The organism is Bradyrhizobium barranii subsp. apii, assembly GCF_011516635.5.
Classification (GTDB): domain Bacteria; phylum Pseudomonadota; class Alphaproteobacteria; order Rhizobiales; family Xanthobacteraceae; genus Bradyrhizobium; species Bradyrhizobium barranii.
In genome coordinates this window covers 8,913,204-8,935,599 of sequence record NZ_CP096255.1, presented here as the reverse complement: position 1 = coordinate 8,935,599, position 22,396 = coordinate 8,913,204, and the positions used below count along the sequence as shown (strand labels likewise).

The window sequence follows — 22,396 nt, the reverse complement described above, 5'->3', positions numbered from 1 at the left end:
AATGGTGGGCACACTTCGCTTTGCCCACCCGACGGCAGCTCGTTAAACGCGCTCGATGATGGTCGCGGTGCCCATGCCGCCGCCGATGCACAGCGTCACAAGGGCGGTGGACTTGTTGGTGCGCTCGAGCTCGTCGAGCACGGTGCCCAAAATCATCGCGCCGGTGGCGCCGAGCGGATGACCGAGCGCGATCGCGCCGCCATTGACGTTGATCTTGGCGTTGTCGATGTCGAAGGCCTGGATGTAGCGCAGCACGACCGAGGCAAAGGCCTCGTTGAGCTCGAACAGGTCGATGTCCGACTTCTTCATGCCCGAACGCGCGAACAGCTTCTCGGTGACGTCGACCGGACCGGTCAGCATCATCGCCGGCTCCGAGCCGACATTGGCAAACGCACGGATCTTTGCGCGCGGCTTCAGGCCGTATTTGCTGGCCGCTTCCTTGCTGCCGAGCAGCACGGCGCCGGCACCGTCGACGATGCCCGACGAATTGCCGGCATGGTGCACGTAATTGACGCGCTCGATTTCGGGGTGCGACTGCACGGCGACGCCGTCGAAGCCACCCATCTGCGCCATCATCGTGAACGACGGCTGCAGCTGCGCCAGCGACTGCATCGTCGTCGAGGGACGCATGTGCTCGTCCTTGGCGAGGATGGTGAGGCCGTTGATGTCCTTCACCGGCACGACGGACCTGTTGAAGCGGCCCTCGTCCCAGGCCTTGGCGGCGCGCTGCTGGCTCTGCACGGCATAAGCGTCGACGTCGTCGCGCGAGAAGCCGTACTTCGTGGCGATCAGATCGGCCGAGACGCCTTGCGGCATGAAGTAGGCCGGCACCGCCATCGACGGGTCCATCGGCCAGGCGCCACCGGAGGCGCCGATGCCGACGCGGCTCATGGATTCGGCGCCGCCACCGATCACCAGCTCATGCTGGCCGCTCATCACCTGGGCTGCGGCAAAATTCACGGCGTCGAGGCCGGAAGCGCAGAAGCGGCTGATCTGCACGCCGGGCACGGCTTCGCCGAGGCCGGCCTTGAGCGCTGCGAAGCGCGCGATGTCGCTGCCGGCTTCGCCGACGGGGTCGACCACGCCGAGCACGACGTCGTCAACGGAATCTTCCGGCAAATTGTTGCGGTCCTTCAGCGCCTTCAGCGGCACGGTGGCGAGCGCGAGCGCCGTCACCTCGTGCAGCGAACCGTCTGCCTTGCCGCGGCCGCGCGGGGTTCGGACGTGGTCGTAAATATAGGCATCTGCCATGGGAGCCTCCTGATTGCAGTTATTGGTTACGACCGCGGCGCGGTCGGATCATTGGCGAAGCGGGAAGCCTCAGAAAGCTTCCGCCGGCAGTTCCATGATGGTGGCACAGCCGGCCTGGATGCGGGCGAGATTGGCGGCGGTCTCCGGCAGCATGCGCTCCATGAAGAAGCGGCCGGTGACGAGCTTGGTCGAGAGATAGGGCGTCGCTCCGCTCTCGGCAATCTTGGCCTGCGTCACCTTGGCCATCTTCGCCCACATGTAGCCGAGCGTGACGAAGCCGAAGAGATGCAGGTAATCGGTTGCGGCAGCGCCCGCATTGTCGGGCTTTGCCATCGCGTTCTGCATCAGCCAAGTCGTGGCCTGCTGGAGATGGCCGAGCGAGGCCGAGAGCGGGGCGATGAATGGCTTGAGCCCCTCATCGCCGCCGTTCTCCTTAGCGAAGGTCATGACCTCGCCGAAGAAGGCCATGATGGCGCGGCCGCCGTCGCGCGGCAGCTTGCGGCCGACGAGGTCGAGCGCCTGGATGCCGTTGGCGCCTTCATAGATCATGGCGATGCGGGCATCGCGCACGAACTGCTCCATGCCCTGCTCGGCGATGTAGCCGTGGCCGCCATACATCTGCTGCGCCTGCACCGCGTTGGCAAAGCCGTAATCGGTGAGGAAGCCCTTCAGCACGGGCGTCATCAGGCCCATGTGGTCGTCGGCGGCCTGGCGGTCCTTGGGATCTTCGGAGCGATGGGCGACGTCGCTCTTCAGCGCGGTCCACATCACGAAGGCGCGCGCCGCCTCGTTGAAGGCGCGGATCGAGAGCAGCGTGCGGCGCACGTCGGGATGCACGATGATCGGGTCGGCCTGCTTGTCAGGCGCCTTGACGCCGGTCAGCGAGCGGCCCTGGATGCGCTCGCGGGCATAGGCGACGGCGTTCTGATAGGCGACCTCGGACTGCGCGAGACCTTGAACGGCGACGCCGAGGCGGGCTTCGTTCATCATCACGAACATGCCCTGCATGCCCTTGTTCTCTTCGCCGATCAGCCAGCCGGTGGCGCTGTCGTAGTTCATCACGCAGGTGGAATTGCCGTGAATGCCCATCTTGTGCTCGATCGAGCCGCACACCACGCCGTTGCGGGCGCCGACCGAACCATCGGCATTGACCAGGAATTTCGGCACCACGAACAGCGACACGCCCTTGATGCCGGCCGGCGCGCCCTCGATGCGGGCGAGCACGAGGTGGATGATGTTGGGGGCGAGGTCATGCTCACCGGCCGAGATGAAGATCTTCGTGCCCGTGATCTTGAAGCTGCCGTCGGGCTGGCGGACCGCCTTGGTGCGGAGCATGCCGAGATCGGTGCCGCAATGCGGCTCGGTCAGGTTCATGGTGCCGGTCCACTCGCCCGCCACCATCTTCGGCACGTAGGTCTGCTTCTGCTCGGACGAGCCGTGCACGATCAGCGCCGCGGTCGCGCCCATGGTGAGGCCGCCATACATCGAGAACGCCATGTTGGCGGAGATCTGGAATTCGTTGACCGCCTGGCTCAGCGTCACCGGCAGGCCCTGGCCGCCGAACTCGGTCGGCGCCGACAGGCCAAGCCAGCCACCCTCTGCCACTTGCTTGAAAGCGTCCTTAAAACCCTTCGGCGTGGTGACGCTGCCGTCATCGGCGCGCTTGCAGCCTTCGAGGTCGCCGACGCGGTTGAGCGGCTGCAGCACTTCTTCTGCAAGCTTCGCGGCTTCGCCAAGAATGGCTTCGCGCACGTCGCTCGACGCATCGGAGAAGCCGGCCAGATTGTCGTAGCGGTCGATCTGGAAGACGTCGTTGAGCAGGAAGTTCACGTCTTCGACGGGGGCTTTATAGATCGGCATGATGGTCTCCCGGCAGGCGGTCTGAAGTGATGATGTTGGCTTATGACTGGGCGGCGGCCAACTGCTCCGCCATCAGGCGGTGCAGCATATTGATCGCCTTGAGCGGACGCACCATCACCTTGAAATGGGTGATGCGTCCCTCGGCATCGAAGGTGATGATGTCGACACCGTTGATCTCGATGCCGTCGATGACATTCTTGAATTCGAGCACCGCGCCATTGGCGCTTTTCCACTCACCGACATAGGTGAAGCCGGGACCGCCGAGCACCTTCTCGGCACTGGCGAGATATTTGAAGGTGATGTCGCGGCCGCGCTGTGGCGAATGCACCACGGGGCTTTCGAACACGGCGTCAGGATGGAGCAGGTCCCAGAGCGCGGCGCGGTCGTGGGACTTCATAAAGGCATACCAGGAGTCGAGGCCGGTCATTGTCAGGGTGCTCCCTAGATAAAGGCCTTGGCAAAAAACTCGAAAACAACCCCATGCACAGTAGCGCGAAGGGCTGGTACAGCGGGTCTGAAGCCCGCTTCATATGCACATTGACGCATATGCATCGATGTGCATAAAGTCAAGTCAATTGGTCGGGACCTCGAAAGGGAGCTGGTGCCATGGCGCTCGGCGACGCAATCCTCGCATGCCTGACGGAACGTCCGATGACGGGCTACGAGCTCGCCAAGACATTCGATTCCTCGATCGGCTTCTTCTGGAAAGCCGACCACCAGCAAATCTACCGCGAACTCTCCAAGCTGCGCGACCGTGGTTACATCCAGGGCCGCGAGGTCGTGCAGTCGGGCAAGCCCAACAAATTGATTTATACGCTGACTCCCGAGGGCCGAACAGCGCTGCGGCACTGGGCCGCGCGTCCGAGCACACCGCCCTCGATCAAGGACGACCTGCTGGTGCGGCTGCACGCGCTCGACAGCATCGACATCGAGCCCATGCGCACCGATCTGATGGCCCGGCTGGAGCACCACCGCGACCGGCACGAAAATTACGAGCGGATCCTCAAGAAGCGATTTCCGGAGGGCTCGGCGTCGGGCGTGCTCGACCTCGGCAACCTGCTGCTGCTTCAGCTCGGTGCCCGCCACGAGCAGATGGTGGCCGATTTCTGCGAAGAAGCGCTCCAGGCGCTATCGGCGATGAGCGGCAAGGGCACGGTCGTGCCGCTGGAGGACGGCAAGCGCGAAGGGAAAGGCTAGCTCTTCAGCGCCCTTAGTACTTCGTGACGACCGGCCTATCCCAGTTGAAGCGGACATTGACGCCGGCGCGGACGATGTCGTCCGTCAGCCGGACGTCGCGGGTGACGGCGCCGCTGATCGGCGGATCGACATATCGTTTGCTGCCAAAATCGACGTGCACATATTCGAGCTTGAGGGTCACGGCGCCCCAGGTATCGACATAGGCCGCCCATTCACCACCGAGCCCGGCCGCCAGGCCGGTGCGGGGATGGGAGCTGGTGACCTGCACCACTTGGTTGGACACGGTGACCTCGGTGCCCGCGAAGGCGATACCGGCCGTGCCATAGATCAGGAACTGATCGAGCGCGTAACCGACACGGCCGCGGAACATATCGATCCATTTTTCCCGCGTGCCGCTCGTCACCCCGACGTTGAAGGGCGGTAGATCCTGCACCTTGCCGTGCTGGTTGGTCCATGACGCGTCGTTCTCGAAGCCGAGCACGGTCTTTTCGATCTGGAAATCGCAGCCGAAGACACCGCCCGCGACGGCAGCACCGCTGAGATTGAAAGTCCCTGTGATCGTTGGCCCGGAGTCGTCGCCGGCGCGCCGGACATGCTCGCTCTTGCCCCAGTTGCCGCCGCCCTGGATGCCGACATAGCAGCTGGTCCAATTGTATCCCGCGGGCGCCGGTGCCTTCACCGCAGGCGCTGCCGCCGGGGCATCGGCGGCAACAGCATGCGATGCCAGTCCGGCCGCCATCGCGGCCACGAGCAACCTTTTCATGTCAGCCAACAATCCAGTCAGGCAAGAACCCGCCCGTGGATCGGGCCGCTCTCTATCCATTGAGACGTGCGGGTCGGGCGCGTGGCGAAATCTTTGTCGGGACGCAGCTTTGGGGCGGGGCCAACGGCGGCAATCGGGTTCCCGGCGCCCAACTTTAAGACACCGGCAACGCGTTCCTTAACCCGTTATTTACCGTAACAGGAAAAAGTCGGTTTTCGAGGCAGACGACCCGCGCCAAATCCGATTGTCTTCACAACCGGCACGCGTGGGGAGGCTGGAGGCGCCGGGTGGGGCGCCGGAGTCGGAACCGGACAGAGTCATGAATTCGCGCGTATCGTGGAGTGTTGACGGCATCGATCCATCCGTCAGGGAGCGGGCCGAAGCTGTTGCGCGTCGTGCCGGCATGTCACTCAACGATTGGCTGAACTCCACGCTCGGCGAGACGGCCCTGCCGAATTTTCGCGGACCTTACGATCAACGCCAAGAACAACGTCAAGACCAGCGTCAAGAGCAGCGCCAGGATCAGCGCCCGCAACAGATGCCGAGCCAGGAGAGCCGCGACGTCGCCGATATCCACCAGCGGCTCGACGCGATCACCCAGCAGATCGAACGGATTTCAAAGCCCGCGCCGCGCCAGGACGCTTCACGACAGGACGCGTCGCGACCAGACGTCTCGCGCGAGCAGGGCGTCGCGCGCCAGCTCAACGACGCGATCTCGCGGCTCGATGCGCGGCTGTCGCAAATCTCAAAGCCGCAGCAGCCTCAGCGGCCGGCACCGGCTCCGGCACCCGTCGAGACGCGCCAGCGCCAGGCCGATATGGTCGAGCGCGCGGCCGCACAGGTCTATCGCAATTCACCTCCCTTGAGCCCCGCGTCGTTCGACGTTGCCGTCGCCGAGATCACGGCCCGGCAGAGCGAGCTCGACGGCTTTACGCCGCGGCAGATACCGCCACGCGCAGCGCCCTCGATTGCACCGACGGCAGCTCCTTTCGCGCCCCCGATGGCGCCGCCCGCGCCTGCCTATGCACCGCCGCCCCCGCAGCCGGGGCCGGATTTCTCGTCGCTCGAGCGCCATTTGCTCAAGATCACGAGCCAGATCGAGTCGCTCCAGCGCCCTGACAACACCGAGCAGGCGATCAACGCCTTCCGCAGCGAGCTTGCCGAGATCCGCCACGCCATCACCGAGGCGATGCCGCGCCGCGCGATCGAATCGATCGAGAACGAGATCCGCTCGCTGCATCGTCGCATCGACGAGACCCGCTCGTCCGGGACGGACGGCCAGGTCCTGTCGGGCATCGAGCACGCGCTGTCCGAGATCAAGCAGGTGCTGCGCACGCTGACGCCGGCCGAGCAGCTCACCGGCTATGACGAGGCGATCCGCAACCTCGGCGCCAAGCTCGATCTGATCCTGCGCGCTAATGACGACCCGTCGACGGTACGCCAGCTCGAAGGCGCGATCTCGGCGCTGCGCGGCATCGTCTCCAACGTCGCCTCCAACGAAGCGCTGGCGCGTCTTTCCGAAGACGTGCAGCTGCTGTCGTCCAAGGTCGACCAGGTCACCCGCTCGTCCGGCCCCAGCGACAGCTTCGCCGTGCTGGAGCAGCGCATCGCGGCGCTCACCGCGGCGCTGGAAACGCGCGAGCGGCCGCAGCCCACCGAGAGCAGCGAGCATCTCGAAGCCGCGATCCGCGCGCTGTCGGACCGTTTCGACCGCATGCAGGTCGGCAACGATTCCGCGTCGACCTTTGCACATCTCGAACAGCGGGTCTCGTATCTGCTGGAGCGGATCGAAGCCGCCTCCGATCCGCGCAACGGCAATCTAAGCCGCGTCGAGGACGGGCTGCACGACATCCTGCGGCATCTGGAACGGCAGCAGGCGACCTATTCCGCCCTCGCCGAGAGCCGCAATTCGGCACCGTCTGCCGATTCCGGCATGGTCGATCTGGTCAAGCGCGAGCTCTCCGACATCCGCTTCAGCCAGGCCGAGACCAATCGCAGCACCCAGGATTCGCTCGAGGCCGTCCACAGCGCGCTCGGCCATGTCGTCGATCGCCTCTCGATGATCGAGGGTGATCTGCGCGCGGTGCGCACAACGCCGCCGGCACTCGCACCGCAGCCAATGCCCAGTTCGACGTCCATGTCGATGCCAATGGCCGCGCCCATGGAGCCCCCGCCTGTCGCGCGCGAGCCGTGGCAGCAGCCGCAGCAGCAGCCGAAATACGATCCGAAGCCGGAGCTGCAGAACCCGGCCGCCGCGCAACAGCCGCCACAGGGCGCTTTCGTCGCCGCGCCGCGCGAATTCCATGCCGCCGCACCGGCCGCGCCGCCGCCGGTGCCAACGGCACCGCCCGTTCCGCCGCGTGCGATCAACGAGATCCTCGAGCCGCACACGGCGCCCGCGCGCGCCGCGCTCGCACCGGAATTGCCGCCGGACCATCCGCTCGAGCCGGGCACACGGCCGGGCGGCCGCGTCGCCACGCCCTCGGAGCGCATTGCCGCGTCCGAAAGCGCGATCAGCGAAATCCCCGCCGCGCCGAAAGAGCCGGTGTCGTCGTCGAGCTTTATCGCGGCCGCACGCCGCGCCGCGCAGGCCGCCGCCGCGCAGCCGGAAAAACCGGCTCGCGGTGCCAAGGCAAGTGCAAAGGCAGCTGCCAAGGCGGCCATCGCAGGCCGCACCAAGGACAAGGGCCAGGAAGGCGGCTCGACCATCACCTCGAAGATCCGCTCGCTGCTGGTCGGTGCCAGCGTGGTCGTGATCGTGCTCGGCACCTTCAAGATGGCGATGAACCTGCTCGATGGCGGCAGCCCGCCGCCGTCACCGCAGGCGATGGAGAATTCGTCGAGCGCGCCCGCGCCGCAGGCTCCGCCGCCGCCGGTCGAGACCAGGCCCGCCACGCCCGAGCAGGTCACGCCGTCGATGACCTCGCCGACGCCGATCGGGAAGCAGTCGCTGAATAATCCCGCGCCCGCTCCCGTGGCAGGGTCGGGCAGCTCGGCTTCGGTCGAAATCCCGCCGGTCCCCGCGACGCCACCACCGCCTGCGGCGAGCAACGACGTCACCGGCGCGCTGTCGGGCGCGAGCCGCGCGAGGCTCGGTATGATCCAGGTGCCGCCGAGCGAGAAGCTCCCTGACGGCATCGGCGGTCCGGTGCTGCGCACCGCCGCGATGAAGGGCGATGCGACCGCGGCCTACGAGATCGGCGTGCGCTTTGCCGAGGGCAAGGGCGTCGCCGCGAATTACGATGAAGCCGCCAAATGGTACGACCGCGCGGCGCAGGCCGGCGTGGTGCCCGCGACCTTCCGCCTCGGCACGCTCTACGAGAAGGGCCTCGGGGTGAAGAAGGACGCCGACATCGCCCGCCGCTACTACACGCAGGCCGCCGAGCGCGGCAACGCCAAGGCGATGCACAATCTCGCGGTGCTCGACGCCGATGGCGGCGGACGCGGCGCCAATTACAAGAGCGCGGCGCAGTGGTTCCGCAAGGCCGCCGATCGCGGCGTCGCCGACAGCCAGTTCAACCTCGGCATCCTCTATGCCCGCGGCATCGGCGTGGAGCAGAACCTCGCCGAATCCTACAAATGGTTCACTCTCGCGGCCGCCCAGGGTGACGCGGATGCGTCCGGCAAGCGCGACGACGTCGCCAAGCGGCTCGATCCGCAGTCGCTCGCCGCCGCCAAGCTCGCGATCCAGACGTTCAGCGCGGAGCCGCAGCCCGACGACGCCGTCAATGTTACAGCGCCTGCCGGCGGCTGGGACAGCGCGCCGCAGGCGAACGCAAAGCCCGCGCCGAAGCCGGTCGCGACCAAGCGCTCGGCGTCAGCGGCGCACTAGAGCGCACTCTCACTCCTCATGGTGAGGAGCGCGCCCTGGCGCGCGTAGCGGACGATGCTTCGCATCGCCGCGAGAACCATGCAGGCCCCGACCACCGATCCGGGCCTCGCCCTTCGAGACGCCTGCTGCGCAGGCTCCTCAGGGTGAGGGGAGACAGCTCGCGCGCCGCATTCACCACGCCCTAAATTCATGGTCCCGCCCGACAACGAATTCCGCTATTGAAGGGCGCGGCAATCGTTCCGACCGTCCGGCGAGCATTTCCGCGCAATCGATCCATTTCGCCGGAGTGTGGTCCTTCGATGCAGCTCTATCTCCCGATCGCCGATCTGCCGGTCAACATCTTCCTGGTGTTGGCGATGGGCGCGGCGGTCGGCTTCGTCTCCGGCATGTTCGGGATCGGCGGCGGCTTCCTGATGACCCCGCTCCTGATTTTCATTGGGATCACGCCGGCGGTCGCGGTCGCCTCCGTTGCGAGCCACATCGCGGCCTCCTCCTTTTCCGGCGCGCTGTCCTACTGGCGGCGGCGTGCGATCGACCCGGCGCTGGCGAGTGTGTTGTTATGCGGCGGCGTCACCGGCACGGCGCTCGGGGTCTGGACCTTCACGCAGCTTCGTGCGCTCGGCCAGCTCGATCTGATGATCGCGTTGTCCTACGTGGTGCTGCTCACCACGGTCGGCAGCCTGATGTTCTCCGAGGGCCTGCGCGCCCTGATGCGGACCCGTCGCGGCGCGGTGCCGCCACGGCGCACGCACAACTGGATCCACGGCCTGCCGCTGAAAATGCGGTTCAAGCGCTCGAAGATCTACCTCTCGGTCATTCCGGTCGTGATCGTCGGCATCGTGATCGGCTTCATCGGCGCCATCATGGGCATCGGCGGCGGCTTCATCCTGGTGCCGATCATGATCTATCTGCTGCGGGTGCCGACCTCGACCGTGATCGGGACCTCGATGGTCCTGACGCTGGTCACGATGCTGTTCGCGACCTTGCTGCACGCGGTGACCAATCACCTTGTCGACGCGGTGCTGGCGCTGATCCTGATGGTCGGCGGCGTCACCGGCGCGCAGTTCGGCGCCCGCGCCGGCCAGAAGATCCGGGGTGAGCAGCTGCGGCTGTTGCTGGGCCTGTTGATCCTTTCGGTCGGCGTCCGCTTCGCCATCGAGCTGGTGATCCGGCCCGAGGATCTCTTCACCATCCGTGAATTGGGAGTGAGCGGATGATGCGCGCAGCTCTCGCAATCCTTCTCGTCCTGCTGCTGGGCTCAGCGGCGCGCGCCGAGCGACTGATCGTGTCGGTCTCCAACCACCGCGTCACGGTGACGCCGAACTATTCCGGCGAGGAACTGGTGCTGTTCGGCTCGGTCGAGAAGGACGCCTCCACGCCTGCGGACCGCAAGAACTACGATCTCGTCGTCACCGTGATGGGCCCGCGCGCCGACATGGTCACGCGGCGCAAGGAGCGTACCTTCGGCATCTGGATCAACACCGACTACCGGCAGTTCCTGGCGGTGCCGAGCTATCTCGCGCTGTTCGCCAACCGCCCCTTCGATGTCATCACCTCGCCCGAGATCGCGCGGCGGCAGCAGATCGGGCTCAACAACGTGCTGCTGACCCAACGGGTCAGCGGCGACTATGCCGACGTGGTGCCGAACGATGCGTTCCGCTCGGCCTTCATCCGCCTGCGAACCCAGAAAGGTCTCTATCGCGAGGACCCGAGCGCGGTGACGTTCCTGACACCGACGCTGTTCCGCACCGGCATTCCACTGCCGGAGGAGGTGCCGATCGGCACCTATGAGGTGGAAATCAAGCTGTTCGCGAACGGCGCGTTGGTCACCAAGACCGAGACCGCGTTCGAGATCGTCAAGGTGGGCTTCGAGCAGTTCGTCGCGACCAGCGCGCGGCAGCACGGGCTGATCTATGGCCTCGCGACGGCCGCGATGGCGCTGATGACGGGGTGGATGGCGTCGATCGTGTTTCGGAAGGATTGAGTTACCCGCGCGAGCCACTCACTCGCCGTCATGCCCGGGCTTGTCCCGGGCATCCACGTTCTCAAGTGCGGCGACAAAGACGTGGATGGCCGGGTCAAGCCCGGCCATGACGAAGAGAAGCGCGCGACAGCTTAACTCACGGCGCCTCAACCACCGTCGGCACGCCCGGCACCAGCAATCGCAACCGGGTGCCGAAGCCGAGCACATCAAAGGTCTTGCGCAGATCCTCGCCGTCCTGGCGGAAATGCGCCCAGCCCTCGGTATGCAAGGGCACGATCATCGCATCCGGAAAGGCGCGCGCCGTCTCGATGGTGTCGTTGGTGTCCATGGTGAGATGGAACGGCCCGCGGGTTTGCGCCGCGCCCGCGAACGGCAGCACCACGCCGCATTTGAAGCGGCGCGCGACCTCGGCGACGCCGTTGAACCAGGTGGTGTCGCCGCTGATGTAGACGTCGCTCGTGTCCGTCCGGCTCGAGGACACCACGAAGCCGATGACGTCGCCCGACAGCGGCTCGATGCCGGCGGGGCCGTGGCGCGCCGGCGTCGCGGTGATCGTCAGAGTGTTGCCGTCACGGTCCTTCACATGCGAGGTCGCCCAGGGCGCGAGGCCCTCGACATGGCCGCCGAGGCGTTTTGCGCCGGCCTCGGTCGTCAGCACGCGCTTTGCGTGTTTGAGAAACGCGCGGCCGGAATTGTCGAGATTGTCCGAGTGCTGGTCGTGGCTGAGCAGGACGGCATCGACCGGGCCGATCGCGTCGGCCTTCAGTGCGGGACCGATCGTCTTCTCCAGCGTCACATGCGGCAGCTGATAGGCGCCCGGCGCATCGAAGGTCGGATCGGTGAGCAGGCGGAACCCGTCGATCTCGATCAGCGCGGTGGGGCCGCCGATCAGGGTGATGGAAATGGGCATCAGAAAACTCCTCTTACGCGACGGGCTTTGCGGGGCGCGTCACCAGGTAAATTCCGAGCGCGACCGGGATGATGCCGAGCAGGTCGCGGGCCTCGACATGCTCGCTGAGCACGATGTAGGCGAACAGCATGCCGAGCGGCGGCATCAGGAAATGATAGGCGCTCGCAGCCGTTGCGCCACACACTTTCAGGAGATGAAACCAGAGCCAGTAGGCGAGGATCGAGCCGCCGAGCACGAGAAAGGCGAAGGCGCCGACCAGGCCCGGGGTGAAATCGATTGCGTGGACGTCGGCGAAGGTGAACGCGACCGGCGTCAGCACGATGCCGGCGGCGAGGTTCTGCACGCCGTTGCCGATCCACAGGCTTCCCTTCGGCGCGAGCAGCTTGAACAGAATCGTGCCGGCGACGATGGAGGCGAGCGAGGCCAGGGTGAAGACGATGCCGTGCAGGGAGTCTGTGCCGACCGACAGGCGATGCCAGACGATCAGGGTGACGCCGATGATGCCGAGCAGGAGACCGCCCGCCTTGCGCCAGGTCATGCCTTCGCCAAGCAGCAACGCAGCGAGCGCCGCCGTGAAGACCGGATTGGCCGAGACGATCAGGCCGCCGAGGCCGGCGGAGATCGATTGCAGGCCGGTGTAGCCGAGCCCGAGATAGAGTGCATTGTTGGCAATGCCGAGCACGGCGAAGATCGCGGCATCGCGCCAGGACAAGGACCAGCCATCACCGCGGATCAGCGTCGCGCCGAGGATCAAAATGCCGGCGAGCGAGAAGCGCGCGGCGAGCAGGATCAGCGGCGGGCAGTGGGTGACGCCGATCTTTCCGGCGACGAAGGCATAGCTCCAGAGCAGGCAAAACAGTCCGATGGCGAGCGGTAGCGTGTTGAACCGGCTGGGGGCTGCGGGAAGCGAGGTGGCGAGCGACATGAGGGCATTCTCCTGAACCCTCGATCTAGGGAGACGGCTTGTCATTTGGAAATTAAATGATTAACTTCCGATCAGTGGATTTTCGAATGGAGAGCAGCCATGCTCGACCTGGAGCTCCTGCGCAGCTTCGTCTCGGTGGTCGAGGCCGGCGGCTTCACCCGCGCCGGCGAGCGCGTCCACCGCACGCAATCGACCGTCAGCCAGCAGATCAAGCGGCTGGAGGAGGACGTCGGCCAGGTGCTGTTGCACCGCGACGGCAAGGACGTGCGCCCCACCGAGGCCGGCGAACGGCTGCTGTCCTATGCCCGGCGGCTGCTCACGCTCGCCGAGGAGGCGCGCGACGTGCTGCGCGAGCCCGACAGTGAAGGCGCGATCCGGCTCGGCATCCCCGAGGATTTTGCGGCCTACCGGTTGGCAAAACTGCTCGGCGCATTCTCGCGCTCACATCCGGGTCTGCGAATGGATGTGCGCGCCGACCAGAGCAAGAACCTGTCCCGCGACCTCGAACGCGGCGAGCTCGACCTCGCCTTGTTCAAGCGCGAGGCCGGCGCGAAAGGCGCTATCGCGGTGTGGCCGGAGCGGGTGCACTGGGTCACGAGCAAGAGCCATCCGGTCGACGTCAACGCCTCGTCCGTGCCGCTGATCGGATTTCCGCTCGGCTGTCTCTATCGCGCCGGCGCCATCCACGCGCTGGAAAGCGCGGGCCGCGCCTGGCACATGTCCTACTCGTCGTCGAGCCTTGCCGGCATCCAGGCGGCGGTTGCCGCCGGCATGGGCCTCAGCATTCTCTCGGAGATGTCGATCCAGTCCGACCACCGCGTGCTGACCGCCAAGGACGGCTTTGAGCCGATCAACCGGACCGAAGTGGCGCTGATGGCTTCGCCCGGTGCCAGCCCCGCAACGCTGCGGCTTGCGGATCGGCTCGCGGAGTTCTGCGACAATGTACAGGCCAAGGCGGCGTGATCACTCCGCGGCAATCACCGTGAGTTCCGGCCACAACGCCTTCCATCGCGCGGCCTTCACCGCGTAACTTGCCGCAGAGAAGTTCGGGCCCGGATTGGGCCGCGCGATCAATCCGGCTATGTCGTCGAAGCCGCGCGGCGCGTAGACCTCGTAGCCGTCGCCTCCGTGCCTCACACCGACTTGCGTGTTCTGGGTGAGGAAACGGTCGATGCCGTCGGTCGAGCAGGTTAGGGGCGGATAGGGCAGGCCGTGCTTGCCGGGATACCAAAGGTGCACGCGCGCCTGGTTGCGGGTCTCGATCTTGACGCCGAGATGCGAGAGCCGCGCGTGCAGCGTGCGGATCACCGTGTCCTCCGCCTCCCATGAGGTGTCAGGATCGAAATAGAACACGTCGTAATCGGCGATGCCATGATCGACCGCGCGGTCCGTGAGTACGTTCCACGCCGTCTGCACCAGGCACCCCGACACCAGCCATGCATCGGGAAGCGCGAGCGAGGCGAGCTCGCCGATGATTGCAACATTGACCGGGTTCTTCAGCGCCAGCGTGAGGAAGCGGTCGCGATCCATCGCGGCCACGATTCACGCGCTGGCATCGAACGCGGCGCGCGCGGTCTTCGAGGCGAGGCCCCGCCAGCGCCGCCGCAGGAACGGCTCCACGATCGCGCGCTTCGCCTTGGACAGGCGGATCAGCACGATCGGATAGTCGGCGTAGTGATCGGTGAAATAGAAGATTTTTGGCTGGCTCTCGACCAGCATGGCGCGCTCGTCGATGGGAACGTCGGGCACGACGAGACTGTCGCCGTCCTCCTTCAGCCGCGCCAGCATCTTCTTGCGCACTTTCAGCGCGGGCGTGCCGTAGGAGGTGCCGTCCTCGACCTCCGGCCACGTCAGCGCAAATTTTCTGACGTCGTCGAAGGTCATTTGATCAAGACCTTGGGATCAGCTCAGTGCACGGCGGTGAAGAACCGCGCGAGCCGGAAGCCGGAGAGCCAGGTCCACACCGGCTGGCCGCGCATGCCGAGATCCCAGGAGCCGAGCACGGCATCCGCGCGTCCGACCAGATTGTCGATCGGCAGCAGACCGACGCCGCCGGAGCGCAGGGGCACGCGGCTGTCCGCGGAATTGTCGCGGTTATCGCCGAGCACGAAGAGATGGCCGGGCGGCACCGTCACCTCCGGCGTGTTGTCGAGCGGACCGTTGTCGCGCATCTTGAAGATCAGATGCGACACGCCGTTCGGCAGGGTCTCGATGTAGCGGTAGGCAGGCTCGCTGCCGCCATTGTCGTCTTCGGCGGCGCCGACACCATCCGGCTTCAGCTCGGCGGGACGGTCGTTGATGAAGAGCTGGCCCTGCCGCATCTGGATGCGGTCGCCGGGCAGACCCACGACGCGCTTGACCCAGGCCTGCGAGCGATCGCCGGGCCAGCGGAACACGACGACGTCGCCCTGCTTCGGCGTCTCCGCGAAGACGCGGCCGCTTTCGGGCAGGTTGATCTGGATCGGCAGTGACGAGGTGCCGTAGCCATAAGGGAATTTCGAGGCGAGCAGCGCATCGCCGATCAGGAGCGTCGGCTCCATCGAACCCGACGGTACATAGAACGGCTCGGCGAGCGCGCCCTTGGCGATGAACACGGCGGCGACGATGCCGGCGAGCTGCATCAGCTGACCAGCCCAGCCGCTGCTCTTCCGCTTGGCGGGGACAGTTACCTTCTCAACGCTCATGCGCCCGTTCCACCTACTGTAATACGTTCCATCAGAAGCGACGGCTGGCCGACGCCGACGGGCACGCCCTGACCGTTCTTGCCGCAGGTGCCGATGCCGGTATCCAGCGCGAGATCGTTGCCGATCATGCGGATGCGATGCAGGTCAGTCGGCCCGTTGCCGATCAGCATGGCGCCCTTCAGCGGCGCGCCAATCTTGCCGTTCTCGATCTTGTAGGCCTCGGTGCACTGAAAGACGTATTTGCCCGAGGTGATGTCGACCTGGCCGCCGCCGAAATTCGCGGCGAAGACGCCGTTCTTCACGGAGGCGAGGATCTCGGCCGGGTCGCGGTCGCCCGCGAGCATGTAGGTGTTGGTCATGCGCGGCATCGGCACGTGAGCGTAGCCCTGGCGGCGGCCGTTGCCGGTCGGCTTCATGTTCATCAGGCGCGCGTTCTGGCGGTCCTGCATGTAGCCGACCAGAATGCCGTCCTCGATCAGCACGGTGCGGTTGGTCGGCGTGCCCTCGTCGTCGATCGACAGCGAGCCGCGGCGCGAGGCAATGGTGCCGTCGTCGATCACGGTGACGCCCTTGGCTGCCACCTGCTGGCCCATCAGGCCGGCGAACGCGGACGTCTTCTTACGGTTGAAATCGCCTTCGAGGCCGTGACCGACCGCCTCATGCAGCATCACGCCGGGCCAGCCGGCACCAAGCACGACGTCCATCTCGCCGGCGGGGGCGGGGATCGATTCCAGATTGACCAGGGCTTCGCGCAGCGCGCCGTCGGCTGCGTCGCGCCAGTTCTTGCTCTCGATGAATTCGGCATAGCCGGCGCGGCCCCCATAGCCCTTGCTGCCGCTCTCCTGGCGGTCGCCCTGACCGGCAACGACGGAGACGTTGACGCGCACCAGCGGGCGGATGTCGCGATAGCTCTCGCCGTCGGGCCGCAGGATTTCGACGACCTGCCAGGTCGCCCCCAGGCTGACGCTGACCTGCCGCACCCGCGGATCCTTGTCGCGCAAGTAAGCGTCGATCTCGGCGAGCAGCTTCACCTTGGTCTCGAAGCCCGGCGCATCCAGCGGATTGTCGTCGCTATAAAGCCGCACGTTGGTATGCGCCGGCGGGGCCGCGAAGCTGCCCGAATAGCCGCCGCGCACGGCAGCGACCGCGTCGGCGGCGCGAATCAGCGCCGGCAGCGAGACGTCGGAGGAATGGGCATAGCCGACCGCGTCGTCCTTGACGGCGCGCAGACCAAAGCCCTGCGAGGTGTCATAGGTCGCCTGCTTCAGCCGCCCATTGTCGAACATCAGCGCTTCGGTCTGGCTGTATTCCAGGAACAGTTCGCCGTCGTCGGCACCGGCAAGCCCGCGTGCGACCTCGTTGCGGACCTGGTCGCGGTCGAGATTGGCGCGGTCGAGCAGGGAGGTTGTGGCTGGATTGGTCATGCGTCCGTCCATTATCGGAAGATCTAGGGCAAGATAATGGTTTCCCGGCGGTTCCGCGAGGGTGCCAGGTGCCACATTACGAAACGATAGGATTCGCCGCGCGCGGACGCGCCAGCCGCCCTACGGCAGCTTGTCATAGCCCTCGCCGAGCCCGTTCAGGCTGAGCGGGAAGCCGATGCCTTCTTCCGGGGTCTCGAAGATGATGAAGGTCGCGGTCTTGGCGGCGCGGAGCTGGCCGAGCAGCTTGTCGTCCATGACGACCTCGGCGACGCAGCCATTGGGCAGGCAGCGGACGAAGCCGGCGCGGCCGACGTCCTGGTTGTCGAGCTTCAGTCCAAGGCCGGAGGGCAGCAGCACGCCGAGCGGTGCCACCACCCGCATCAGCCGGCTCTTCTGGTCGGCGGTCTTGAGCACGATCACGGTAAGGCCGGCATTGGAGCGGTCTTCGGCCACCACGCTCTGGATCAGGGCGCATTGCTCGGTCTGGGCGCCGGGCGGGGTGTCGCAGCGGATCTGCCAGTCGCCATGGACGGAGCGCACCGCGCCCTGCGCATGGGCGAGGCCCGACAGCGCCATGACAACGACCACCGCCAGCAGGGCCGCCAGCATCGTGAGGCCGCTCGCCTGCCTTGCCATGGTTCTCGAAAACCCCATCGGGTCGGTCCCTCTGCTCGCCTGGGTAGCTCGTGCCTGGCGGACTGATACGGGAATGACGGCGTCTTGAAGGCGATTCGCAAGCAAGTTCCGCGCCGCCAACACCGCCATCGCCCGCACGAATCAGGTTCCTGCGCGGCTGTCTGCCAGTGCCTACCGCGGGCAATGCCGCTGTCAAGCCGCGGCATCCCGGGAAACGGTATTTTTCTCTGATGTTACTAGGAAATATCTTGCGGGTGATGGCTGACAGACGGGTCTCAAGACTGCATTGCGATAGATCAAGAATTATGGTTTGAGAGGCTTGATTTCGGCGTTCTAGCGATCTGGCCCCAATTCCTCTTAGAGGTATTCTTGCGCGGCGGTTTGTCAGACGGGCGGATCGAATAAGCGTTTCCCGGAAATAGGGGGATGCACTTGGGGTGATTTCGTTAGGGGAGCGCGAACGGCATGAGGATGTCGATGGGCCATGTGGGCCGGCACTTGCTGGGATTGGCCGTGGCGGGTCTGACGCTGGCGACGGGCGGTGCGGCATATGCCGAACTCGGGCAGCCGGCGCCGTGGGAATGGACGCTCCAGCAATCCGCCTCGCCGGTGATGGACAATATCGTCTGGTTCCACAACTTTCTGTTCGTGCTGATCACGCTGATCACGCTGTTCGTTCTGGCGTTGCTGGTTATCGTGGTCATGAAGTTCAACGCGAAGGCCAATCCGGTGCCGTCGCGGACCACGCACAACACGCTGATCGAGGTGGCCTGGACGCTCGTTCCGGTGCTGATCCTGGTTGGTATCTCGGTGCCGTCGTTCCGCCTGCTGTTCCTCGAGCTCGACGTGCCGAAGGCGGATTTGACCATCAAGGCCACCGGCAAGCAGTGGTACTGGTCCTATGCCTATCCTGATAACGGCAAGTTCGAGTTCGACTCGCTGATGGCCCAGGACAAGCAGCCCCGTCTCCTCGGCGTCGACAACGAGATGGTGGTGCCGGTCAACAAGGTGATTCGTGTTCAGGTCACCGGCGCGGACGTCATCCACGCCTTTGCGCTGCCGGCTTTCGGCGTCAAGATCGACGCCATTCCGGGGCGGCTGAACGAGACCTGGTTCAAGGCCACCAAGACCGGCATGTTCTACGGCCAGTGCTCGGAGCTCTGCGGCAAGGACCACGCCTTCATGCCGATCGCGATTCGCGTCGTGGAGGACAAGGACTTCGCCTCCTGGGTCGAAACGGCAAAGAAGAAATATGCGAGCGGCGGCACCAGCACTTTCGCCTCCGCGGCCGGCCCGACGCAGTAAGCGCCGGACGACGGCTCGAGGGGACTGAAGGCGACATAAAGGGTGGGACCGCACAAGGTCCGAACGGGACGCAAGGCAGGATTTGAAAATGGCAACGAGCGCAGCGACACACGGCGATCACGCACAAGACCACGGACATGACGAGCACGCCCATCCGACCGGATGGCGGCGCTACGTCTATTCGACCAACCACAAGGACATCGGTACGATGTACCTGATCTTCGCGGTCATCGCCGGCGTGATCGGTGCCGCGATGTCGATCGCGATCCGTGCCGAGCTGATGTATCCGGGCGTGCAGATCTTCCACGAGACGCACACCTATAATGTGTTCGTGACCTCTCACGGCCTGATCATGATCTTCTTCATGGTCATGCCCGCGATGATCGGCGGCTTCGGCAACTGGTTTGTGCCGCTGATGATCGGCGCGCCCGACATGGCGTTCCCGCGCATGAACAACATCTCGTTCTGGCTGCTGCCGGCCTCCTTCGCGCTGCTGCTGATGTCGACCTTCGTCGAGGGCGAACCGGGTGCCAACGGCGTCGGCGCCGGCTGGACCATGTACGTGCCGCTGTCGAGCTCGGGCCATCCGGGGCCGGCCGTCGACTTCGCGATCCTGTCGCTGCATCTGGCGGGCGCCTCGTCGATCCTCGGCGCCATCAACTTCATCACCACGATCTTCAACATGCGCGCGCCGGGCATGACCCTGCACAAGATGCCGCTGTTCGTGTGGTCGATCCTGGTGACGGTGTTTCTGCTGCTGTTGTCGCTGCCGGTGCTCGCCGGTGCGATCACTATGCTGCTCACCGACCGCAATTTCGGCACGACGTTCTTCGCGCCCGACGGCGGCGGCGACCCCGTGCTGTTCCAGCATCTGTTCTGGTTCTTCGGTCACCCCGAGGTGTACATCCTGATCCTGCCCGCCTTCGGCATGGTCAGCCAGATCGTCTCGACCTTCTCGCGCAAGCCCGTGTTCGGCTATCTCGGCATGGCCTACGCCATGGTCGCGATCGGCGGCATCGGCTTCGTGGTCTGGGCGCACCACATGTACACGGTCGGCATGTCCTCGGCGACGCAGGCCTATTTCGTCGCCGCGACGATGGTCATCGCGGTTCCGACCGGCGTGAAGATCTTCTCGTGGATCGCCACGATGTGGGGCGGCTCGATCGAGTTCCGTGCGCCGATGATCTGGGCGGTGGGCTTCATCTTCCTGTTCACGGTCGGCGGTGTCACCGGCGTCGTGCTGGCGAATGCCGGCGTCGACCGCGTGCTCCAGGAGACCTACTACGTCGTTGCGCACTTCCATTACGTGCTGTCGCTCGGTGCGGTGTTCGGGATCTTTGCCGGCTGGTACTACTGGTTCCCGAAGATGTCGGGCTACATGTACAACGAGACGCTGGCGAAGGCGCATTTCTGGGTCACCTTCATCGGTGTGAACCTTGTGTTCTTCCCGCAGCACTTCCTCGGCCTGTCGGGCATGCCGCGCCGCTACGTCGACTATCCCGACGCGTTCGCCGGCTGGAACCTGGTCTCCTCGGTCGGCTCCTACATCTCCGGCTTCGGCGTGTTGATTTTCCTCTACTGCGTGTTCGACGCCTTCGCGAAAAAGGTGCCGGCCGGCGACAATCCGTGGGGTGCGGGCGCGACCACGCTGGAATGGACGCTGCCTTCGCCGCCGCCCTTCCATCAGTTCGAAGTGCTGCCCCGCGTGCAGTAAACCAACGCTCGCGGCGCCCGTGACGGGCGCCGCGGCTCTTTAGCGAAGCGAGTCAAAACTAGTGTCCGTCCTCGACCACAACGCCATCGACATCGATCCCCGCATCTCCGAAGCGGAGGTGGGTGACTACATTGCGCTGCTCAAGCCGCGGGTGATGTCGCTGGTGATCTTCACCGCGCTGGTCGGACTGGCGATGGCGCCCGGGCATTTCCACCCGGTGCTGGCCATCACCTCGCTGCTCTGCATCGCAGTCGGTGCCGGCGCTTCCGGGGCGCTCAACATGGCGCTCGAGGGCGATATCGACGCCAAGATGTCGCGCACGGCAAACCGGCCGATTCCGCGCGGCCGCATCACCCGTCCCGAGGCGATGGCGTTCGGCATGACGCTCGCCTTCTTCTCGGTGATGACGCTCGGCATCCTCGTCAACTGGATCGCGGGCGCGCTGCTCGCCTTCACCATCTTCTTCTACGTCGTGATCTACACGATGATCCTGAAGCGCCGGACCGCACAGAACATCGTAATTGGAGGCGCCGCTGGTGCGCTGCCGCCGGTGGTGGCGTGGGCCGCGGTCACGGGCACCGTCGACGTCGAGCCGCTGCTGCTGTTCGCCATCATCTTCTTCTGGACGCCGCCGCACTTCTGGGCGCTGGCGCTGTTCCGCTCCGACGACTACGCGCGTGCCGGCATTCCGATGCTGCCGAACGTCGCCGGTCCCGACGCGACGCGGCTTCAGATCCTGCTCTACACCATCGTGCTGATCGCGGTCGCCGCCGCCCCGTGGGCGCTCGGCTATTTCGACGCCATCTACGGCATCGTCTCGCTGATCCTCGGCGCCGGCATGCTTGTGCTCGCGATCAACGTCTATGTGCGCCGCGAGCGCAGCCAATCGCTGCGCGCGACCCGCAAGCTGTTCGCCTTCTCCATCCTTTATCTGTTCGCACTGTTTGCGACCCTGCTGGCCGAAGTCGTGTTCCGGGCGCTTGCTCCGATGGTAGGGGGCGCATGATCGCTGGAATGGCCGACAAACCTGAGATGAATGGAATCGTCCTCACGGAGGCGCAGAAGAAGAGCCGCCGCCAGCGCTCGATCGCGATCGCGCTCGCGCTCGGCGTGCTCGTGGTGCTGTTCTTCGCCGTCACCATCGTCAAGGGACCGGCAGTACTCGTCCGGCCGATGTAGGAAACATGGATCGAGAGCCCACCATATCGCGGGATCAGAGCCGGACGGCCAAGCAGGGGCGGGGGCCTTCCAAGGGTCTTGGCCGCGACGTGCTGGTCGCCTCGATCTGCGGCGGCGTGGTGGCGCTGATGGTCGGTGCCTCCTACGCGGCGGTGCCGTTCTACAACTGGTTCTGCCGCGCCACCGGCTTCAACGGCACGACACAGGTTGCGACCTCCGCACCGGCCACGGGGCCGATCGCGCGCAAGATCGCGGTGCGCTTCGATTCCAACGTCGCGCCCGGCCTGCCCTGGAAGTTCGAGCCGGAGCAGAGCGAGATCGAGGTCAATATCGGCCAGGTCGTGACCGTCTTTTACACCGTGACCAACCAGGCCGCGCGCACCACTGCGGGCCAGGCGGCCTACAACGTCGCCCCGCTGACGGTCGGCTCCTACTTCCAGAAGATCAACTGCTTCTGCTTCACCGAACAGACCATGGCGCCCGGCGAGAAGCGCGAGATGCCGGTCGTGTTCTACGTCGATCCGTCGATCGCCGACGATCACGAGAACGACGGGCTGAACACGATCACGTTGTCCTACACGTTCTATCCGGTGCGCGATCCCGTCGTGAAGCCGCTGGCGTCGGGCGAAGACGACAAACGCAAGGGAAATCTCTGACCGCCGGGCTCATGCCGCGGGGGTTGGACACAAGGGGATAAGTGCCGGACAGGCACGGGATTGAGGAGAGAGACCG

At 65.6% G+C, this 22,396-nt stretch carries 21 protein-coding genes; 10 read left to right on the top strand and 11 right to left on the bottom strand.

The genetic code is table 11. The annotated features are described in order from the left end of the window. Positions 1-42: 42 nt before the first annotated feature. From HAP41_RS42785 to HAP41_RS42775, 3 genes are all read right to left on the bottom strand, one after another. Positions 43-1,251: an acetyl-CoA C-acetyltransferase gene (locus tag HAP41_RS42785; RefSeq protein WP_166076430.1), complete on the bottom strand. Its 1,209-nt coding sequence runs from the start codon at positions 1,249-1,251 to the stop codon at positions 43-45. Between the two features lie 69 nt (positions 1,252-1,320). Further along, positions 1,321-3,111: an acyl-CoA dehydrogenase C-terminal domain-containing protein gene (locus HAP41_RS42780; protein ID WP_166076431.1), complete on the bottom strand. Its 1,791-nt coding sequence runs from the start codon at positions 3,109-3,111 to the stop codon at positions 1,321-1,323. A 40-nt stretch (positions 3,112-3,151) separates the two neighbouring features. Then, the gene (locus tag HAP41_RS42775) at positions 3,152-3,538 is read right to left on the bottom strand and encodes a nuclear transport factor 2 family protein (RefSeq protein WP_028151642.1); all 387 of its coding nucleotides are present in this window, start codon (positions 3,536-3,538) and stop codon (positions 3,152-3,154) included. 179 nt (positions 3,539-3,717) lie between these two features. Between HAP41_RS42775 and HAP41_RS42770 the strand changes: the two genes are divergently transcribed. Beyond that, entirely contained in the window at positions 3,718-4,308 is a 591-nt protein-coding gene (locus HAP41_RS42770) for a PadR family transcriptional regulator (RefSeq protein WP_028159994.1), read from the top strand. A 13-nt stretch (positions 4,309-4,321) separates the two neighbouring features. On the opposite strand, the gene HAP41_RS42765 is transcribed toward HAP41_RS42770, so the two are convergent. Then, positions 4,322-5,071, bottom strand: coding sequence for an outer membrane protein (locus HAP41_RS42765; protein ID WP_166076433.1), 750 nt, complete (start codon positions 5,069-5,071; stop codon positions 4,322-4,324). A gap of 319 nt (positions 5,072-5,390) precedes the next feature. Here HAP41_RS42765 and HAP41_RS42760 point away from each other — a divergent pair, with 319 nt between their 5' ends. The 3 genes from HAP41_RS42760 (at position 5,391) to HAP41_RS42750 (ending at position 10,887) form a co-directional block, all read left to right on the top strand. Then, entirely contained in the window at positions 5,391-8,903 is a 3,513-nt protein-coding gene (locus tag HAP41_RS42760) for a tetratricopeptide repeat protein (RefSeq protein WP_166076473.1), read from the top strand. Positions 8,904-9,202: 299 nt separating this feature from the next. Then, on the top strand, positions 9,203-10,120 hold the full coding sequence (locus HAP41_RS42755) for a sulfite exporter TauE/SafE family protein (RefSeq protein WP_028151638.1): 918 nt from the start codon (positions 9,203-9,205) through the stop codon (positions 10,118-10,120). Continuing rightward, a complete protein-coding gene (locus HAP41_RS42750) occupies positions 10,117-10,887 on the top strand; it encodes a TIGR02186 family protein (RefSeq protein WP_166076505.1) in 771 nt (256 codons plus the stop codon). The genes HAP41_RS42755 and HAP41_RS42750 overlap by 4 nt, the downstream gene beginning before the upstream one ends. A 136-nt stretch (positions 10,888-11,023) precedes the next feature. Here the strand turns inward: HAP41_RS42750 and HAP41_RS42745 are convergent, their stop codons facing one another. Together HAP41_RS42745 and HAP41_RS42740 are read right to left on the bottom strand one after the other, a co-directional pair. Beyond that, positions 11,024-11,797, bottom strand: a complete 774-nt coding sequence (locus tag HAP41_RS42745; RefSeq protein ID WP_166076533.1) for an MBL fold metallo-hydrolase — start codon at positions 11,795-11,797, stop codon at positions 11,024-11,026. Positions 11,798-11,810: 13 nt separating this feature from the next. Then, the gene (locus HAP41_RS42740; protein ID WP_166076551.1) at positions 11,811-12,722 is read right to left on the bottom strand and encodes a DMT family transporter; all 912 of its coding nucleotides are present in this window, start codon (positions 12,720-12,722) and stop codon (positions 11,811-11,813) included. A 99-nt stretch (positions 12,723-12,821) separates the two neighbouring features. Here HAP41_RS42740 and HAP41_RS42735 point away from each other — a divergent pair, with 99 nt between their 5' ends. After that, positions 12,822-13,685 (top strand): LysR family transcriptional regulator, encoded by an 864-nt coding sequence (locus HAP41_RS42735; protein ID WP_063986047.1) that lies wholly within the window; start codon positions 12,822-12,824, stop codon positions 13,683-13,685. On the opposite strand, the gene HAP41_RS42730 is transcribed toward HAP41_RS42735, so the two are convergent. The 5 genes from HAP41_RS42730 to HAP41_RS42710 form a co-directional block, all read right to left on the bottom strand. Further along, on the bottom strand, positions 13,686-14,252 hold the full coding sequence (locus HAP41_RS42730; RefSeq protein WP_166105438.1) for a nucleotidyltransferase family protein: 567 nt from the start codon (positions 14,250-14,252) through the stop codon (positions 13,686-13,688). A 12-nt stretch (positions 14,253-14,264) separates the two neighbouring features. After that, positions 14,265-14,606: an MmcQ/YjbR family DNA-binding protein gene (locus HAP41_RS42725; protein ID WP_166076557.1), complete on the bottom strand. Its 342-nt coding sequence runs from the start codon at positions 14,604-14,606 to the stop codon at positions 14,265-14,267. Positions 14,607-14,629: 23 nt separating this feature from the next. Continuing rightward, positions 14,630-15,406: a signal peptidase I gene (lepB, locus tag HAP41_RS42720; RefSeq protein ID WP_028160003.1), complete on the bottom strand. Its 777-nt coding sequence runs from the start codon at positions 15,404-15,406 to the stop codon at positions 14,630-14,632. Beyond that, positions 15,403-16,830: a metalloprotease TldD gene (gene tldD, locus HAP41_RS42715; protein WP_071916899.1), complete on the bottom strand. Its 1,428-nt coding sequence runs from the start codon at positions 16,828-16,830 to the stop codon at positions 15,403-15,405. The genes lepB and tldD overlap by 4 nt, the downstream gene beginning before the upstream one ends. A gap of 120 nt (positions 16,831-16,950) precedes the next feature. Then, positions 16,951-17,484 carry an invasion associated locus B family protein gene (locus tag HAP41_RS42710; RefSeq protein WP_166076572.1) on the bottom strand — a complete coding sequence of 178 codons (534 nt, stop codon included), beginning with the start codon at positions 17,482-17,484 and terminating at the stop codon, positions 16,951-16,953. Between the two features lie 447 nt (positions 17,485-17,931). On the opposite strand from HAP41_RS42710, the gene coxB reads away from it, so the two are divergent. From coxB to HAP41_RS42685, 5 genes are all read left to right on the top strand, one after another. Beyond that, positions 17,932-18,771, top strand: coding sequence for a cytochrome c oxidase subunit II (gene coxB, locus HAP41_RS42705; RefSeq protein WP_063980764.1), 840 nt, complete (start codon positions 17,932-17,934; stop codon positions 18,769-18,771). 88 nt (positions 18,772-18,859) lie between these two features. Beyond that, complete coding sequence (ctaD, locus tag HAP41_RS42700; RefSeq protein WP_071916896.1) at positions 18,860-20,485, top strand: cytochrome c oxidase subunit I; 1,626 nt, start codon at positions 18,860-18,862, stop codon at positions 20,483-20,485. Positions 20,486-20,546: 61 nt separating this feature from the next. After that, the gene (locus tag HAP41_RS42695; protein ID WP_166076593.1) at positions 20,547-21,491 is read left to right on the top strand and encodes a heme o synthase; all 945 of its coding nucleotides are present in this window, start codon (positions 20,547-20,549) and stop codon (positions 21,489-21,491) included. After that, on the top strand, positions 21,488-21,664 hold the full coding sequence (locus HAP41_RS42690) for a cytochrome c oxidase system small membrane protein (protein ID WP_014498510.1): 177 nt from the start codon (positions 21,488-21,490) through the stop codon (positions 21,662-21,664). The genes HAP41_RS42695 and HAP41_RS42690 overlap by 4 nt, the downstream gene beginning before the upstream one ends. A gap of 5 nt (positions 21,665-21,669) precedes the next feature. Next, positions 21,670-22,320 carry a cytochrome c oxidase assembly protein gene (locus HAP41_RS42685; RefSeq protein WP_063980766.1) on the top strand — a complete coding sequence of 217 codons (651 nt, stop codon included), beginning with the start codon at positions 21,670-21,672 and terminating at the stop codon, positions 22,318-22,320. Positions 22,321-22,396: the final 76 nt, after the last annotated feature.

Bases quoted from the DNA above. Each gene is read 5' to 3' on its own strand.
- HAP41_RS42785 (WP_166076430.1), bottom strand. From the start codon at position 1,251: ATGGCAGATGCCTATATTTACGACCACGTCCGAACCCCGCGCGGCCGC.
- HAP41_RS42780 (WP_166076431.1), bottom strand. From the start codon at position 3,111: ATGCCGATCTATAAAGCCCCCGTCGAAGACGTGAACTTCCTGCTCAAC.
- HAP41_RS42775 (WP_028151642.1), bottom strand. From the start codon at position 3,538: ATGACCGGCCTCGACTCCTGGTATGCCTTTATGAAGTCCCACGACCGC.
- HAP41_RS42770 (WP_028159994.1), top strand. From the start codon at position 3,718: ATGGCGCTCGGCGACGCAATCCTCGCATGCCTGACGGAACGTCCGATG.
- HAP41_RS42765 (WP_166076433.1), bottom strand. From the start codon at position 5,071: ATGAAAAGGTTGCTCGTGGCCGCGATGGCGGCCGGACTGGCATCGCAT.
- HAP41_RS42760 (WP_166076473.1), top strand. From the start codon at position 5,391: ATGAATTCGCGCGTATCGTGGAGTGTTGACGGCATCGATCCATCCGTC.
- HAP41_RS42755 (WP_028151638.1), top strand. From the start codon at position 9,203: ATGCAGCTCTATCTCCCGATCGCCGATCTGCCGGTCAACATCTTCCTG.
- HAP41_RS42750 (WP_166076505.1), top strand. From the start codon at position 10,117: ATGATGCGCGCAGCTCTCGCAATCCTTCTCGTCCTGCTGCTGGGCTCA.
- HAP41_RS42745 (WP_166076533.1), bottom strand. From the start codon at position 11,797: ATGCCCATTTCCATCACCCTGATCGGCGGCCCCACCGCGCTGATCGAG.
- HAP41_RS42740 (WP_166076551.1), bottom strand. From the start codon at position 12,722: ATGTCGCTCGCCACCTCGCTTCCCGCAGCCCCCAGCCGGTTCAACACG.
- HAP41_RS42735 (WP_063986047.1), top strand. From the start codon at position 12,822: ATGCTCGACCTGGAGCTCCTGCGCAGCTTCGTCTCGGTGGTCGAGGCC.
- HAP41_RS42730 (WP_166105438.1), bottom strand. From the start codon at position 14,252: ATGGATCGCGACCGCTTCCTCACGCTGGCGCTGAAGAACCCGGTCAAT.
- HAP41_RS42725 (WP_166076557.1), bottom strand. From the start codon at position 14,606: ATGACCTTCGACGACGTCAGAAAATTTGCGCTGACGTGGCCGGAGGTC.
- lepB (WP_028160003.1), bottom strand. From the start codon at position 15,406: ATGAGCGTTGAGAAGGTAACTGTCCCCGCCAAGCGGAAGAGCAGCGGC.
- tldD (WP_071916899.1), bottom strand. From the start codon at position 16,830: ATGACCAATCCAGCCACAACCTCCCTGCTCGACCGCGCCAATCTCGAC.
- HAP41_RS42710 (WP_166076572.1), bottom strand. From the start codon at position 17,484: ATGGGGTTTTCGAGAACCATGGCAAGGCAGGCGAGCGGCCTCACGATG.
- coxB (WP_063980764.1), top strand. From the start codon at position 17,932: ATGAGGATGTCGATGGGCCATGTGGGCCGGCACTTGCTGGGATTGGCC.
- ctaD (WP_071916896.1), top strand. From the start codon at position 18,860: ATGGCAACGAGCGCAGCGACACACGGCGATCACGCACAAGACCACGGA.
- HAP41_RS42690 (WP_014498510.1), top strand. From the start codon at position 21,488: ATGATCGCTGGAATGGCCGACAAACCTGAGATGAATGGAATCGTCCTC.
- HAP41_RS42685 (WP_063980766.1), top strand. From the start codon at position 21,670: ATGGATCGAGAGCCCACCATATCGCGGGATCAGAGCCGGACGGCCAAG.